Below are 16,014 nucleotides of genomic sequence, written 5' to 3'. Positions count from 1 at the left end.
AGGTTATTTTGTTGAGCTTGATCTTTTCGGAAAACCGCTACGCACTTTTCCGGATCAAGCTCTAGGCGGCTTGCGGCGTCTTGTTGGTCGCCTCGTCAACGGCCGCGGCGATGTCGCGCATGCTGATGACGGAGACGAGGCTGTAATCGTCGATCACGGGCAGATGGCGGATGTGATGACGGTTCATCAGGTGCCGCACGTGCTCGATCGTGTCCCTCGACGAGCAGGAGACCAGCTGCTGGACCGAGACGAGCTGCGAAACCTTGACGTTGATGGCGTTGGCGCCGTGCTCGGCAACAGCGCGCACCACGTCGCGCTCGGTGAACATGCCGACCGCGGTGTTGCCTTCCGAGCGGACGACGTCCTTGACCACCAGCGCGCTGATGTTGTTGGCGCGCATCAGCTTGGCGGCGATACCCACCGTTTCGTTCATTCGCACCGTGACAACGCGCGGCGTCTTCTTGCGCAGAATGTCTCCGACCAGCATTGCAACCTCCCTCGCGTGAATGACAGAGGAAGTGTGGTATACATAATGCCAATCGTCAAGCGTTGGATTTGGCTGATCCGAAAAATCTTGCGGCAGCAATACTGACGTTTATCGTGCGCCAAAAAAGAAAAGGGGCGCATCGCTGCGCCCCTTTCCGACCGTTATGTTGGCGTGTGGTCGCTACGCCGTCTCGGTCTTGGCACTGGCGGTTGCGGCGCTCGCGCTCTCGGCTTCCTTGCCGAGGATGAAGGAGCGGCGCAGCGGCTTGATCACGAACAGCGCCATCAGCGCTGCCGTCGCGTTCAGCGCCACCGCGACCACGAACACGGCCTTCCAGCCGTACGTTGCCGAGATCACGCTCGCGAGCGGCACCAGCAGCGAGGCGGTGCCCTTCGCGGTGTAGAGCATGCCGTTGTTGGTGGTCGCGTATTTCGCGCCGAAGGTGTCGCCGCAGGTCGCCGGAAACAGCGAGTAGATCTCGCCGAACACGCCGAAGTAAACCGCGGTCGCCAGCACGAACACGACCGGGATGTGACCATAGGCCGACAGCGTCAACAGCATCAGCGCCGCCGTGCCGAAGGCGATGAACATGGTGTGCTCGCGGCCGATGGTGTCAGAGACGAAGCCGAAGAACGGCCGGCCGAAGCCGTCGAAGATGCGGTCGAGCGAGATCGCAAACGTCAGGGCCGCCATCTGGAAGCCGGCGAGCGTGACCGGCGTGCTTGCGATCTTGAAGTCGTGCGCGATCGGCGCGATCTGCGCCGCGGTCATCAGGCCGCCGGAGGCGACCATGACGAAAACGAGATACATCACCCAGAAAATAGGGCTGCGCAGCACCTGCGGCGGCGTGAAGTCGATCTTGGTCTGCGGCAGATTGAGCTGCTTCTTCTTCGGCGGGATCGAGACCCGCGGCGGCTGGATGAAGAAGGCGAGCACGAACACGATCAGGCCCTGGCCGATGCCGAAGGTGAGGAAGGCGTGCTGGTAGCCGCTCGCTGCGATCATGGTTGCGATCGGCACCACGGTGATCGCGGCGCCGGCGCCGAAGCCGGCCGCGGTCGCGCCGGCGGCAAGGCCGCGTCGGTCGGGAAACCATTTCAGCGCGTTGCCGACGCAGGTGCCGTACACCGCACCCGCGCCCATGCCGCCGATCACCGCCGCCGTGTAGAGCAGGGGAAGGCTATCGGCGTAGGAGTTGAGCACCCAGGACAGCGCGATCATCACGCCGCCGAACATGATGACGATGCGCGGGCCGTATTTGTCGACGAACCAGGCCTCGATCGGCACCAGCCAGGTCTCGGTGACGACGAAGATGGTGAAGGCGAGCTGGATCGCAGCGCGGCCCCAATGGTGGGCCGCGTCGATCGGATCGACGAACAGCGTCCAGCCGTATTGCAGATTGGCGATCATCGCCATGCAGACGATGCCCATGACGAGTTGAAGCCAACGGAAACCGGTGCGAAGAGGCGCAGCTGTGACGGCGCCGTCCGTGCTGGAAATCATCTAGAACCTCCCAACGCGCCTGTCTGGTCGCGCATCAGATTGCCAAGATGACCTGATGTCGCAAATGTTGTGGCTTATCGTCGCAAGCGCAGCGCGCAGCTTGGTATACCATATTCCAGATTGCAAGCCCTATCTCACGCCGAGGATCAGGAAAATGCCCGGTTCCATTCGGATCGTCGGAATTAGACCGTTCGGACAAACGAAAACGCCCGGCCGTGAGGCCGGGCGTCATGCTCCAACGAACCGTGATGAAGCGCGTCAGGCGGTCGACTCCGCAACCACGACCTTGCGCCAGGGTTTGAGCACCGCGATCGCCAGCAGCGAAGCCAGGATGTTGGCGCCGGCCGCGATGATGAACACGTTGTCCCAATGGCCCGACGACTGCTGCATGTAGTTGCCGATCGGGACCAGCAGCGCGGCGGTGCCCTTTGCGGTGTAGAGCAGGCCGGCATTGGTGGTCGCGAACTTGGCGCCGAACGTGTCGGTGCAGGTCGAGGGGAACAGCGAGTAGATCTCGCCCCAGGCGAAGAACACGAAACCCGAGAGCAGCACGAACCAGATCGGATCGTGGCCCCAGAGGTAGAGCATCCAGATGCCGATGCCTTCCATGCCGAAGGCGATGAACATCGTATTCTCGCGGCCGATCATGTCGGAGATCCAGCCGAAGAACGGGCGTGTCAGGCCGTTCAGCACCCGGTCGATGGTCGCTGCGAACGTCACCGCGGTCATGGTCATGCCGATCAGCGTGACCGGGATGGCATCGACCTTCCAGTCCACCGCGATCGGCTTCAGGTTCGCCGTCACCATCAGGCCGCCGGCGCCGACGATCACGAACATGAAGTACATCAACCAGAAGATCGGCTGACGCAGCACCTCGGTCGGCTGGTAGTTGCGGCGAGTCTGCTGCAGCGTCGCGTTCTGCACGGCGGCAGGCACCTGTCCCGCTTTCGGTGCAATCAGGAAGAAGGCAAGGATGGCGACAATGATGCCCTGGCCCAGGCCGAAATAAAGGAACGTCGCCTGGAATCCGGTGTCCTTGATCATCGCCTGGATCGGCGCGACGGTCAGTGCCGAGCCTGCACCGAAGCCTGCGGCCGTGATGCCGGCAGCAAGACCGCGCTTGTCCGGAAACCATTTCAGCGCGTTGCCGACGCAGGTGCCGTAGACGCCGCCGGCGCCGATGCCGGCGATGATCATGCCGAGATAATAGCCGTTGAGCGTGGTGGCCTCTGCGTTGATCGCCCAGCCGAGGGCGCAGAGCACGCCGCCGACCAGCACGACCAAGCGTGGACCGTATTTGTCCACGAACCAGCCTTCGACCGGCACCAGCCAGGTCTCGAACAAGACAAAGAGCGTAAAGGCCCATTGGATCGAAGCGCGATCCCAGCCGAACTTTTTCTGGATGTCGGGGACGAAGAACGTCCAGCCGTACTGATAATTGGCGATCATCACCATCGCCGCTACACCGATCGCCAATTGCGCCCAGCGATACGTGTCGCTAACGCGCGCGGCTGTAGGGGCCGTTGCCTGCACCATGTCCGTCATAAAGCCTCCCGTGGCGCCTCTCATTTTTCTGCGAGCGCTGGAGCGGCATTCTTGTATTCATTATGCCAAGGTTCAAGCGCTGGTCCGGCCACCGTGCGCAAATGCCGCAGCTGTTTGTCCGGCTTCGGCAGTGACTCAGGGACAGCACAAGTAGAAATGGCCCCGTCCTGCGGGGCCATTCATCAAAAGTAGCATATGGATCGGTCTGAAACCGCGGCGCTGCGTGGCGGCGCGGGAAAATGCCGGCTTACAGGCCGAAACGCGGCAGGTCGCCGTTATGATTCGAGATCTCGGCGCTCGCCATCAGGAAGCGGTCAACCACGGCCATGAAGCGCGCGAACAGCGAGGCGGAGGGGGCGAGAGCGACGGAAGCAGTCTTGGACATCGGAAGTTCCTTTCTTGAGACAGTCAGCATCGCTGTCTCATTTCGAAAGGCAATCTATGTATACCAGATGCCAGTGTCCATGCGCGTGTTTGCATAGCAGCATGCAGCCTCTCGCATTGCAGCATAACACTGCGTTAAAGAGGCCGTTCCGGGCTTAAAATTGCAAAAGTGGCGGCCGAAGCGACGCATGGGCGCGGATTTGAGCGGAATCGCAGCCGATCTGGGCCTTGGCAGGGCTGGCCAAAGCCGTTAGTGCTCTGCCCCCTTCCAATCAACTGTCAGAGTGGTTCATGTCGAGCGCCTCGGCCGCCGTCTCGATCGGCATCGATTTTGGGACCAGCAACACGGTCGTCGCCCTTGCGGCGGACGACCGCCGGGTCGAGGCGATCCGCTTCGATCATGGCGGGCAGCGCCACAGCGTCTATGTCTCGGCGCTGTGCTTCTGGGAGGACCGGCCGGGCGCCGGCGCCCAGGCCGAGGGCGGGCCGTGGGCGATCGAGACGTTCCTCGAAGGCCGCCACGTCTACCGCTTCCTGCAGTCGTTCAAGACCTTTGCGGCCAGTTCGAGCTTCAACACCACGCAAGTGTTCCGGCAGCGCTTCAAGTTCGAGGACATTCTCGCGGCGTTCCTGCGCACCCTGGCGCGGCATGGCGGCGACAAGTTCGGCTTCGAAACGTCCAACATCACAGTCGGCCGCCCGGTGCGCTTTGCCGGCGGCAATCCGGACGAGGCGCTGGCGATGCAGCGCTACCGCGCCGCGTTCGAGCGCCTGGGGGCCGGCCACGCGCGCTATGTCTACGAGCCGGTCGGCGCCGCGTTCTCCTTTGCGCGCCGGCTGGAGCGCGATGCCACCGTGCTGGTTGCGGATTTCGGCGGCGGCACCAGCGATTTCTCGGTGATGCGCTTCTCGCGCTCCGGCGGCACGCTTCGCGCCGAGCCGCTCGGCCATGCCGGCATCGGCATCGCGGGCGACACCTTCGACTACCGCATCGTCGACCACGTCGTCTCGCCGCGGCTCGGCAAGGGCTCGAGCTTCCGCTCGTTCGACAAGGTGCTGCCGGTCCCGAGCGGTCACTACACCAACCTGGCGCGCTGGCATCAGCTCGCGATGATGAAGAGCAACGGCGATCTGCGCGAGCTCCGCGAGCTTGCGCGTACCGCGCTGAAGCCAGAGCTGCTCGAGGATTTCATCACCATCGTCGATCTCGACCTCGGCTTCTCGCTGTACTGCGCGGTCTCCGACGCCAAGGTCGCGCTCTCGGCGCAGGATCAGGTCGACTTCCGCTTCAGGGGCGGTGGGGTCGACATCGGCTCGACCATCACGCGGAAGAATTTCGAAGCCTGGATTGCCGACGATATCGCCCGGCTGGGCGCCACCGTCGACAAGGTGCTGACTGAGGCCCGCATCACCGCACGTGAGGTGGAAAAGGTGTTTTTGACCGGCGGCACGTCCTTCGTTCCCGCCGTTCGAAAACTGTTCGCCGACCGCTTTGGCAACGAGCGACTGATGTCAGGCGACCAGTTCGAGTCGATCGCCTACGGACTCGCGCTGATCGGACACAGTCCCGATCCGGATCGCTGGACGGCGAGCGGCGGTCGCGAGTCGAAGGCGGGTGCATAGAGCGGCGGTATGAGTGCCAAGGAGGAGGTGCGCCCCCTCTCCCGCGTGCGGGGGAGGGCTGGGGTGGGGGTGTCTCCGCAAAGGGATTATCGAGGATTGCAGAGAATGTCCCTGCGTGGTGAGAGCCCTCACCCGCCGCGCCCTGCGGGCGCGTCGGCCTCTCCCGCGAGCGGGAGAGGCGGAGCAAGCCCGCAGCCGCATCGATCCAATTTGATGCTACTTGGCTTTGCCCTTACTGATTGATCTCGGGCTCGACGAGCCGCGCCAGATTCCGCAGCGATTCCTGCCAGCCGAGATAACAGGCCTCCGGCGGGATCGCGTCGGGAATGCCGGCCTGCGTGATATCGACCTCGGTGCCGACAGATACTTTCTTCAGCATCACGGTCACCTCGATCACGCCGGGCAGATTGGGATCGTCGAACTTGTCGGTGTAGCGGAGCCGCTCGCCGGGCACGAGCTCGAGATATTCGCCGCCGAATGAGTGGCCGTTGCCCGTGGTGAAGTTGCGGAACGACATCTTGAATGTGCCGCCGACCTTGGGTTCGAGGTGGTGGACGGTGCAGGTGAAGCCGTTCGGCGGCAGCCACTTTGCCAGCGCGTCCGCCTCAAGAAAGGCGCGATAGACTTTCTGCGGGCTGGTGGCCAGGACGCGGTGCAGTTTTACGGTGCTGGGCATGTTCGTCATTCCTCGTGAATTGATGGGCCGACGTTGGCGTCTACGACCCATTCATGTTCAGATGACGAACGAGGTGCTGCCGATCCGACATGCCATCGCAGATTTAGGGCCATCGCAGATCAAAAGCCGCCGCAGCCGGCGGCTTTTGATGTCGCCTGGCCGATCTGCTGCTCATCGGGTCCAGTCTTCACCCGCGCACAGCGTTCCGATACAGCCCTGGACGTTGAGATGGCCCGACGGCAGCAAGGTCACCGTGCTCGCCGACGCCATCGGCATCTCCATCCAGAACCTCTCGGTCCTGAAGACGGGCAAGGCGAGGGCGATGCGCTTCTCCACCCCGGCTGCGATCTGCCGCGAGCTCGACTGTCAGCCCGGCGACATTCTCGAATATGTCGCGGGCGAGGAAAGCGACGGTGATACGGGCGAGGGGAGCTGAGCTCACGCTCTCGACGAGGTGGCGTCGCGGCCGGTGGCCGGATTTTCGGCACGCGCCCGAAGTGCCAGCGGACGCCAGCCACAATTCCGCTATCGTTGCCCGCTCAACTCCTGCGCGAAATCGGGGGGCTTCCGTTGCGTAAGACACTCTGGGCTTTCGCCATCGCGCTCTGTTGTCTTGGCTCATTTGCCAGGGCGGCCGGCATTCAGCTCCTCCAATCCGATCCGACCCTGTCGGGCGCGATCTGGTATCCTTGCGCAATCGAGCCGACGCATGTGGCGCTTGGCAGTCTTGGGGTGCCAACAGTCGACTGGTTGGAGGGAACGAAAGACTGTCCCGTCACGGGGAGCAAGTTACCACTGGTCGTTATCTCCCATGGCAATAGCGGCTACTTCGCGCTTCATCTCGACATCATCGAAGCACTGGTGAGCGCGGGTTTTGTCGTGGCGGCAATCAACCACCCCGGCAACAACACCAACGACATGTCAGGACGGGGGATGTCTGTCTGGGCGTCGCGCCCGGTGCAGATGGTTCGCCTGCTCGATTTCATGCTGAACGAATGGAAGGACAGGGCCGTGATCGACCGGGCCAGCGTCGGTCTCTTTGGCTTTTCGTTGGGCGGCTTTACCGGACTGGTTCTGGTCGGTGGTCAGCCCGATTTTCGCAGGTTGGCTTGCAAGCCAGAGGAGAAGTCGATGGTCTGCGAGCAGCTGCGCGCCGGCGATCTGCCTCCCGATCCGCCGCATGATGCTCGGATCAAGGCCGCGGTGATCGTGGACCCTGCGGTGAGTTTTGCATTCACGCGGGAAAATCTGGCGGGCATCAAAATTCCGCTGATGGTCTGGCGATCCGAATTGGGGGGCGGGGGCGTCAACGCGGCCGGTGTCGCATCCGTGACCAGCAGCCTGCCGGGTAAGCTCGACGTTCATGTCGTGCGGGCCGGCCATTACGCATTTCTGCCGCCCTGCACCCCGGAGCTCGCAGCATTAAGGCCGCAGGTTTGCACCGATCCCGAAGGCTTTGACCGGGCGGCCTTTCACCGCGAGTTCGACGCAGCAGTGGCGAAGTTTTTTCGCGACCAACTTGCTGGCGGAAATCACTGAGCATCGGAGTTCGGGGAGGCAAAGATGCGACGACTTGGCTGTGCGATCGCGCTACTTGTGCTTCTGCTTTCGCCGGCCGCGGCCGATCCCGTGCTGCCCGGTCTCGTTCGGCAGGATCGAATGCTACCGATCACGCTCGCCGATGGCAGCCAGGTCAAGCTCGAGACCATGATCGTGCGCCCAGATCGGCCCGGGCGCTTTCCGCTGGTCCTGCTGGTTCACGGTACAATTCGCGCGACTGGAGAAGCCCTTCGCTCCGCAATGGCGCGAGAAACGCCGGCCAGTCTCCTCAATCCGGCTGTCGCCTTTGCACAGCGTGGTTACGCCGTCGCGTCGATCATGCGCAGGGGATTTGGCCGTTCCGAAGGACGATTTGCCGAGACCCTTTCCGGATCTTGCGATGATCGGGACTATCTTGCTGTGGTGCGGATCGCGGCCGAGGATGTCACGGGCGCGCTCACCGCGCTCCGCGGCGAGCCTTGGGCAGACTCAGATCGTGTGCTGCTCTTCGGGCATTCGACCGGTGGCTTGGCGGTGACAGCCGTGGCATCGACTAATCCTGAAGGCGTCGTCGGCGTTCTGAATTTCGAAGGCGGTCACGGTTCGGCCGGACCGGATCGGGTTTGCAGCCCGGATCATCTCGTGGCCGACGCCGGCGTCTTTGGCAGCACTGCGCGAATTCCGGCACTGTGGGTCTATTCAGAGAACGACCATCATATGCCGTTGGCTTTGGGCCATCGCATGTTTGACGCCTACGTTGCCTCTGGTGCGCCGGCGCAGCTGCAGGTTCTGCCGCCCTATGGCGTCGAAGGGCATGCCATGGTGCCGATGGGCCCCGCCGGCTTTTGGTGGCCGGCCGTCGAGAGTTTCCTGAATCAGCTGCGTCTGCCGACGTCAGTGCTTGTCGAACTACCTCCGCCTGCACCCATCCCGGCGCCGATGCCGCTCAACGCTGCGTGCGCGGACTATTTCGATTCTTATGTAAAGGCGTGGACTGACGCGAAGGCGTATGCCTGGAATCGCGACGGTCATTGTTCTTCGGTCACTGCTGCACAGCGAACCGTCGGCGAGGCGAAGAACGAAGCGATGCGTCAATGCGTCGCCGCCTGGAAGGAATGCTCGCTCTATGCGGCCGGCCAGGCGCTGGCGCCGGACTGAACACTCAGCTGAACTTAGTGTCGAATTGAGCTCGCGAAGGCTCTTGCGCCTTGCGCTGGAATATCTGAGGTTCGGCCCCTCAAACCTGCAAATGGTCCGCGGGAGTCGCAGGCGCGATTAAATCCCGCTGAAGCCTTGCTATTCCCGGTAGTGTGGTATAGCTTAGAGTTGTTCGTTCAGCCGCTGTGCCTTGTTGAATGCGCCCGCGGGCTCCTTTTCCAGAGACATCGACGAATTGAATTGGTTCTGCGTGAGCGTCACGCGGAACGCGCGCTTGTGCGCTTTGGAGAAGAAGAATGACGACAGGTACTGTGAAGTGGTTCAACGGCCAGAAGGGCTTTGGATTCATTCAACCCGACGACGGCGGCAACGATGTGTTCGTTCACATCAGCGCGGTCGAGCGGGCTGGTCTTGCGGGTCTCGCCGAGGGCCAAAAGGTCAATTTCGAGGCCAAGACCGACAAGATGCGGGGCAAGGTCAGCGCTGAGAATCTCTCGCTGGCCTAAGCTCTCCAGTGCCGTTTCACGGATGTACTGAAACGGCCATGCGACCCGCTCGATCCCTGGATTGAGCGGGTTTTGTCTGTTGCAGCACAGGGTGAGGGATGAGCGCCAAGAAATCGGCAGAACCGACACCCGAAGGCATCGCGCGTTTGACCCGTCAGCGTCTCGCCGCTGAAGAAGGCGCGCGGGCGATGGCGGATGCCGAACGGCGATCCATCGAACTTCGCAAGAACATGGCAAGGCTTCGCGAACTGCGCGAGGCCAAGGAAGCGGCCGACGCGACGGTTCGGGCCTCGCAGCCGGCGCCCGCGCCGAAGAAGCGCGCGAGGAAGCTGCCGCGATAGTTCAAGAGCGCCGAGAACATCTGGAAAGGCCGGTCACATGCAGAAGAGTGCGGGTCGTGCCTAGGATCAAGCCGGACGGCGGCGGCACCATCACGTTCTTTCTCGCGCTCGGCGCCGGGCGACAGATGTGCCGGCTCGCGACCAATTTTCAGACCCAGAAGCAGGCCTTCAGCTATCTCCAGAAGTACCGGACGGAGTTCGAGCGCATCGCGCGGGCGCGTCTGGCGTCAGGCGAGCTCGAAGACGGGGTCGTCGTCCTCTCGATGCTCTAAGCATGATCCGGACCCGGAGGGCCGCGTGAGCGCAAACTGCGCAGCGGTTTTCCGAGAACATCTGCCCAAACAACCGGAAGCGCGAGGACGATTGGTCCAAATATCATCGCGATTTAGGCGGCGTACTCATAGATCGTCGCTGATGTCCGCTTCGTCCCGACATCGACCGCCTCTGTGCAAGCCTAGTAAATGTCGCGATGGGCCATTGCCGACGTCGAAGCCTCTGGCTTCGGACATGCTTGGAAGGCCACCTTGGCCGCGCATTCCGAATGAGGCTCGAACGGATTGTCACTATCTCGAAAGCGACTTCTGCCGCTCCCGTTCAAATCAAATGGCGCGGAACTGACGCTGAGTAAATCTGGTCCGCTCGGCCTGGATGAGCTCACCTCCGTCAGACGAGGCACAACCTCGCTAACGGGCCAGAAGGCGACACACACACTCAAGTCGATCGTAGCCCCTTCATAAGCTTTGGCAGCATCCTTCCTGGTATTGAGCCGGACGGAGCGGCCCACAATCCTCAGCGCCCATTCGCCTGTAGAATGGCGCGGCATCCGGGTCGGCTTCGATCACTAGACGATCGGCACCCTCGCTTGTTGCTTGGTTGATCGCCCAAAGGAATAGGCTTCTCCCGACACCGCTACGCAGCGTGGTCGGTTCAACAAACAGCTTCAGCAAATCTGCTTCGCTTCCGATTACCTTGATTTGCGCAACGCCAACGATCTTGCCATCCTCTTCTGCAACCGCAATCGAGCTCGTTCGCAAGTCATCTGATTCAATGGTGAGTTCTCTGCGACACGCTTCCATGAAGGCGTCGTCGTAGCCCCATACGGCTTTCGACCGGAAGCACAATGCCGAGAGTGCTGGCAGCTCTTCGACTGTTGGTGCCCTGAGAATACGCGGCAAGCAGCTGGCTCCGATGGTGTCAGCTTACATAGTACTTCGAGAAACGGATGTCTCTTATGGGTCACAAGCGCCGCTTTTCCCGTCGTATCGATCCCGCTTAGGTCTGAAATGGTCTAAAAGCCGACGGCGCTTGAAGAGCAAAATGGCCAGCCTCAGCAACTGAGGAGGCCAATATGGCTGAACTGGAAGGCGCTCCCACAGTTTTATCCAAGCGGACTCCCTGAAATAGGTAGGGCGATCGCATATGGATTTCAGGAGGATTGTCCGCGGGCTTGCTCCGCCTCTCCCGCTTGCGGGAGAGGCCGACGCGCCCCGGGCGATGCGAAGCATCGTCCCGCGCGCGGCGGGTGAGGGTTCTCGCCACGCAGGGACGTCCTCCGCAATCCATTGGAATTCCGACGCGGAGAGACCCCAACCCCAACCCTTCCCGCAAGCGGGAGAGGGAGCCCAGCGCCGATGCCGCCGCATCGTACGGGCCATATGATTGCCCTGCAGGAATAGGGAAGATCATTGGCGCGAAGCGATCGAGATTGGCCTGAATGCGGGCGAGCGCCGGGTGCGGGCGGGTCAGTAGATCATCGGCTTGTGCCGCCAAGCGGTGCAAAACTGAATACAAACGCAACAGTCAAAAAGGCGCATTGTTGCTCCAGAGCTGAAAGCCGTACCTTTCCAGACATCCAGCATTCGCGGTCGGACGCCAATCGAGCCTATCGCCTACGATGCTCGTCCAGCCAGTCTTTTACCAGATCATAGCCTGGCCTGATTGCGACCTCGCCCAGTTCGTCTATCGTCAATGGTGGGCGAAGAAGATCTTGCAACACCAACATGTCAGCATAGAAACGAAGAGGCCTATCAAGTCCGCGTATGCGGGTGCAAGCAACGCCGTCGATAAACTCGCGAAGCAGCGACATGCAATCCGCATGCTTGGCCTCTTTCGAGATTGGTCGATCGACGATTGCTCGCCATTGATTGACCAGCTCGGAGTATGCTCGGACTGTTCGCGCTACGGCCATAGCATCCCTCCAAACAACCGGTTTTTTTGATGGCCGGATCCCAACCACGCCGATTGCATAACCGTAAAACATCAACCTGTCGCATAGCAGAACTTCATAATTTTACGCATCCGCGAAATCTGTTTTGGGTCAAGATGCGAAGAACTCACTTTCAGCAAATGTGGTCCGCTCTGACGCAATGATCGGACCTCCATCAGACGCGGCCCCACGTCGCTGACGGGCCAACAGGCGACATCGCAGGTTGACGTAGCACGAAATAGGCCGCCAAGATGAGCTGGCCCGAATTGGACCTAGCATGCCTGTCGGAATTTTCGTTGTCGTCGCCGCACTGTGGCTGTGCTTGGTCGGCTATGCCCAGTATCAATGCGCACTCCCAAGCTGTCACGGCGATGGGACCATCGCTTGGTATCTACCGCTATTCACGTCGCCTATCGGCGGGTTTGCTGTGCTTGGCCTAATCCTCATGGCGGCTGTGCGGCTCTTTCGTCGATGAAACAGGGCCCTTTGCGCGCCCGTGCGAACGTCAGCAACGGGTTAGAAATCGGTCTTGTCATAGCTCGAATTGGACACAAGTACGGCTCCAATCGTCTAGAAGCGGACGCGCGAAGGGCTCCGGGCTGAAAAATGGCCAACCTCACTAGCTGAGGAGGTCAACATGACCGTCACCCCAAGCACCATCCCCGCCGTCTCGAAGCACGTTCCTTGGAATAAGGGGAAGATCGTCGGCGCAAAGCCGCCGCCGGCTCAACCACCAGCATAAGCCAGGCAACCCCGGGCCGCAGATGCGCGTCCAATCCGCGCTGGCTCGCCGAACGGCTTGCGTCACAAGCTGACGGTTGGCAGGCAGCGGCAAGGTCAGCTAAGGGCCACAAGCGGAAGTGAACGCAAAAGAGGCGGCCCTGAACACGCCCTTTGTTCCGGGGACCAACTCTGATTGGTCATCCAAGAACAGAACGCCATCGAGACACCTCCAGCAGCGGCGATCGAAAGCAGATGGCTTTGGGAAGAGAAGCCCGCCAGAGACGATCCAACAACGCCGGACGCTGTAACGAGAGGGAGCTGCCAGCGCCGCCCTTCCAGAGAGTAATCGACAACCGCACTTGGAAACGCAACCAAAACACTCAAGAACGGAAGCCCAACCAACCAACCAAAGGCACTCGTCGACCCAAACAGAAAGTCGAGCACGCCGCCCATAAGCAGCGGCCCGACTATGAGAAACGTAAAAATGCGTTTCATTACGTCACTGCCTCGCAAGAAAGGCGATCCGTTCGGAGCGTGGTGGCTCGTATAACCGGGTTGTGTTAACGCGGCACGAAGCCGAATCCGACAAACGTCTGCAACGGGTCACAAGCGGGCTTGCCGGCAATCGTCCTCCCTCGTCCGCTTGGGGTCGGAAAGCCGACCGCGGGGCGCTCAAGACGAAGGCAGTTAAGGGCCATTTCCGGAAATCGCCGAGCGGGCATGCAGTGGGCAGCGTGAGCTATTGCAGGTCCTTCAACCATAGAAGCGCGCCTGCGCCGACGATCCAACAGCAAGCGAAGGCCACAATCTCGGACAACCTGAGTGCCGCCACGACTGACCTAGAGTCCAAATCAGAAAGTCCGGATTCCCGTGCCCTCTTTCTAATACGTGAAGTGAATCGCAGGCCCGTCGCTACAGGCGGCAATCAGCGCGATCTTCAAATCGCGGTTCTCACCGGTGAATGTGATCGTGGCCAACATGACACTGTGATCCATCCCGTCAATATAAGCAACCGATGCAGTTTTGGCCGTTGTTGACCTGAAATTGGGTTACTGAATTCTAAGAACTTCAGACGGGGAGGAGGCGGGCCGTCCGGACCATCGAGTGTCCGCTCCGGGTCATTTCGACGGTTTCAGCGGAGATTGCCGGCTGGCTGACGTCCGCTTCTATCGCTGTAAGCGTCCGACCAGGGCTGCCCGGAAGCGTTGCGTCTGCAGCCCCTGCGGATCGATCTCGGCGGCCGTTTGCTTCGCCACCCTCAATCCCTCTTCGTCAACGGAGAGGGCTCGTCCGTCTCTGATGCCGAAGTCATAATGCGGCACCGGCATTCCCTTATCTGGGGTGACTTCGCTGGGCGGCCTCGCGCGCGAGCCGCTCCGCCTTCAGGCGTTCGCGATTTTCCTGCAGGGATTGCTGCGCCTTCGCATAGTCGGTCATCGGCTTCTTCGGTTCGACCGGCTTGAATGCCCTGTTGGCCTCCCGCAGAGCCCGGGACCCGTGATCTTTCATCGTCTTGACCTCGATTGGATGGATGGCGCGGTCTCGAAACGCGCCGGACCCGGCGTTTCCCGTTCGCGGACCGGCGGCGAAGGATTGTCGCTGCCGGATGGCGCCTTGCGATTCCACGGGCGCGCCGATGCAGGGAACAACGGGGGCGTATCCCGTCCGTTCCTTGGAGGCGACCTTAATTCGGCAATCGATCGTTCTGCCGGGGATCGCAGTGTCACCTTATCCGGCGCCAGCCAAAGAGGACGCGCAACCGCCGCCGCGGGTCCGGTGCCGTGTGAGACAGGACAACTCGCTTCTTTGGATGAGGACATAATACCCCTGTTTTGCCCGACGCGTCAACCGAATTTCGCCAAATTCGAAGTTCGTTTTGCGAACAAGAGGTTGGCTACTGTGCATGGGGTTGTTTTTCAGCTTTTTGGTTTGGACCCGCGACCGCACGGCTCTTTCCATGCAAAAAGGCCGCCCCGAGGGCGGCCCTTTCGTCTTGCTCGATGTGTGCCGCTTACTCGGCGGCCTGCTTCTGCGGCGGGTCGAGCGCGCCGGACTTGTGGATCTCGGCGACCTGGTGGTCGCTGAAGCCGAGCACCGAGCGCAGGATCTCGTCGGTGTGCTCGCCGAGCAGCGGGGAGCGCTGCACGTCGGCCGGTGAGTCCGACAGCTTGATCGGGTTGCCGACCGAGACGTACTTGCCGCGGGTGGGGTGGTCCACCTCGACCACGGTGCCGGTCGCGCGCAGCGACTGGTCTTCCGCGATCTCCTTCATCGACAGGATCGGGCCGCAGGGGATGTCGTCCTTGTTGAGGATCTCCATCGCCTCGAACTTTGTTTTGGTCATCGTCCACTGCTCGATGCGGGCGAAGATCTCGTTGAGGCGCGGCAGGCGGGCCACCGGCTTGGCGTAGTTCGGGTCGGTCTTCCAGGTCGGCTCGCCGATCACGTCGCAGATCTTCTCCCAGACCGGGGCCTGGGTGATGAAGTAGATGTAGGCGTTGGGATCGGTCTCCCAGCCCTTGCACTTCAGGATGCGGCCGGGCTGGCCGCCGCCCGAGTCGTTACCGGCGCGCGGCACGGCATCGCCGAACGGAATGCCTTCGCCGAACTGGCTGTACTCCTTGAGCGGCCCGTGGGCGAGGCGCTGCTGGTCGCGCAGCTTGACGCGGCAGAGGTTGAGCACGCCGTCCTGCATCGCGGCGGTGACGCGCTGGCCCTTGCCGGAGTGCGTGCGCTGATAGAGCGCGGTGACGATGCCGAGCGCCAGATGCAGGCCGGTGCCGGAATCGCCGATCTGCGCGCCGGTGACGAGCGGCAGGCCGTCGCGGAAGCCGGTGGTCGAGGCGGCGCCGCCGGTGCACTGCGCGACGTTCTCATAGACCTTGCAGTCTTCGTAGGGCCCGGGGCCAAAGCCCTTGATCGAGGCGACGATCATCTTCGGGTTGATCGCCTGGATCTTCTCCCAGGGGAAGCCCATGCGGTCGAGCACGCCGGGGCCGAAATTCTCGACCAGCACGTCGCACTTCTTGATCAGCTCGGTGAGGACTTCCTTGCCCTTGGGGTTCTTGGTGTCGAGCGTGATCGAGCGCTTGTTGTGGTTGAGCATGGTGAAATACAGGCTGTCCACGTTCGGGATGTCCTGCAGCTGGCCGCGGGTGATATCACCCACGCCCGGGCGTTCCACCTTGATCACGTCGGCGCCGAACCAGGCGAGCAGCTGCGTGCAGGTCGGTCCGGACTGGACGTGGGTGAAATCGAGAATGCGAACGCCCTCGAGCGCTTTGGTCATCGTGTTGCTCCGTACTCAGTGTCTGCCCCTGCCA

15 protein-coding genes are annotated in these 16,014 nt (G+C 61.7%); 7 read left to right on the top strand and 8 right to left on the bottom strand.

Going from position 1 to position 16,014, the window contains the following annotated elements; all coding sequences use genetic code 11:
• Nucleotides 1-61 precede the first annotated feature (61 nt).
• The 4 genes from JJB99_RS25640 to JJB99_RS25625 form a co-directional block, all read right to left on the bottom strand.
• A complete protein-coding gene (locus JJB99_RS25640; RefSeq protein ID WP_200495041.1) occupies nt 62-487 on the bottom strand; it encodes a CBS domain-containing protein in 426 nt (141 codons plus the stop codon).
• A gap of 180 nt (nt 488-667) precedes the next feature.
• Nucleotides 668-1,990, bottom strand: a complete 1,323-nt coding sequence (gene oxlT / locus JJB99_RS25635; protein WP_200495040.1) for an oxalate/formate MFS antiporter — start codon at nt 1,988-1,990, stop codon at nt 668-670.
• Nucleotides 1,991-2,248: 258 nt separating this feature from the next.
• Entirely contained in the window at nt 2,249-3,535 is a 1,287-nt protein-coding gene (gene oxlT / locus JJB99_RS25630; protein ID WP_200495039.1) for an oxalate/formate MFS antiporter, read from the bottom strand.
• 247 nt (nt 3,536-3,782) lie between these two features.
• Entirely contained in the window at nt 3,783-3,920 is a 138-nt protein-coding gene (locus JJB99_RS25625) for a hypothetical protein (protein WP_177195879.1), read from the bottom strand.
• 290 nt (nt 3,921-4,210) lie between these two features.
• Here JJB99_RS25625 and JJB99_RS25620 point away from each other — a divergent pair, with 290 nt between their 5' ends.
• Complete coding sequence (locus JJB99_RS25620; RefSeq protein WP_200495038.1) at nt 4,211-5,542, top strand: Hsp70 family protein; 1,332 nt, start codon at nt 4,211-4,213, stop codon at nt 5,540-5,542.
• Nucleotides 5,543-5,774: 232 nt separating this feature from the next.
• Here the strand turns inward: JJB99_RS25620 and JJB99_RS25615 are convergent, their stop codons facing one another.
• Nucleotides 5,775-6,218: an SRPBCC family protein gene (locus JJB99_RS25615; RefSeq protein ID WP_200495037.1), complete on the bottom strand. Its 444-nt coding sequence runs from the start codon at nt 6,216-6,218 to the stop codon at nt 5,775-5,777.
• Here JJB99_RS25615 and JJB99_RS36970 point away from each other — a divergent pair.
• From JJB99_RS36970 to JJB99_RS25585, 6 genes are all read left to right on the top strand, one after another.
• Nucleotides 6,217-6,654, top strand: coding sequence for a helix-turn-helix domain-containing protein (locus tag JJB99_RS36970; RefSeq protein WP_433995732.1), 438 nt, complete (start codon nt 6,217-6,219; stop codon nt 6,652-6,654). The two genes, JJB99_RS25615 and JJB99_RS36970, sit on opposite strands and share 2 nt — an antisense overlap.
• 134 nt (nt 6,655-6,788) lie before the next feature.
• Nucleotides 6,789-7,757, top strand: a complete 969-nt coding sequence (locus JJB99_RS25605; protein WP_200495036.1) for an alpha/beta hydrolase family protein — start codon at nt 6,789-6,791, stop codon at nt 7,755-7,757.
• 24 nt (nt 7,758-7,781) lie between these two features.
• Nucleotides 7,782-8,915 (top strand): alpha/beta hydrolase family protein, encoded by a 1,134-nt coding sequence (locus tag JJB99_RS25600; RefSeq protein WP_200495035.1) that lies wholly within the window; start codon nt 7,782-7,784, stop codon nt 8,913-8,915.
• A 296-nt stretch (nt 8,916-9,211) separates the two neighbouring features.
• Entirely contained in the window at nt 9,212-9,421 is a 210-nt protein-coding gene (locus JJB99_RS25595) for a cold-shock protein (RefSeq protein WP_026201564.1), read from the top strand.
• A gap of 98 nt (nt 9,422-9,519) precedes the next feature.
• Nucleotides 9,520-9,762, top strand: coding sequence for a transcriptional regulator (locus JJB99_RS25590; protein WP_200495034.1), 243 nt, complete (start codon nt 9,520-9,522; stop codon nt 9,760-9,762).
• A 47-nt stretch (nt 9,763-9,809) separates the two neighbouring features.
• Nucleotides 9,810-10,034 carry a hypothetical protein gene (locus tag JJB99_RS25585; protein ID WP_200495033.1) on the top strand — a complete coding sequence of 75 codons (225 nt, stop codon included), beginning with the start codon at nt 9,810-9,812 and terminating at the stop codon, nt 10,032-10,034.
• A gap of 459 nt (nt 10,035-10,493) precedes the next feature.
• Here JJB99_RS25585 and JJB99_RS25580 read toward each other — a convergent pair whose 3' ends face one another.
• The 3 genes from JJB99_RS25580 to frc form a co-directional block, all read right to left on the bottom strand.
• Nucleotides 10,494-10,937 carry a GNAT family N-acetyltransferase gene (locus tag JJB99_RS25580; protein WP_200495032.1) on the bottom strand — a complete coding sequence of 148 codons (444 nt, stop codon included), beginning with the start codon at nt 10,935-10,937 and terminating at the stop codon, nt 10,494-10,496.
• Nucleotides 10,938-14,023: 3,086 nt separating this feature from the next.
• Entirely contained in the window at nt 14,024-14,317 is a 294-nt protein-coding gene (locus JJB99_RS25575; RefSeq protein ID WP_200500459.1) for a hypothetical protein, read from the bottom strand.
• A gap of 385 nt (nt 14,318-14,702) precedes the next feature.
• The gene (frc, locus tag JJB99_RS25570) at nt 14,703-15,980 is read right to left on the bottom strand and encodes a formyl-CoA transferase (protein WP_200495031.1); all 1,278 of its coding nucleotides are present in this window, start codon (nt 15,978-15,980) and stop codon (nt 14,703-14,705) included.
• Between the last annotated feature and the right edge of the window lie 34 nt (nt 15,981-16,014).

Origin of the sequence: Bradyrhizobium diazoefficiens, from assembly GCF_016616235.1 — a bacterium.
Taxonomy (GTDB): Bacteria; Pseudomonadota; Alphaproteobacteria; order Rhizobiales; family Xanthobacteraceae; genus Bradyrhizobium; species Bradyrhizobium diazoefficiens_H.
The sequence above is the reverse complement of the archived record's forward strand: the minus strand, read 5'-3'. Positions and strand labels throughout refer to the sequence as shown.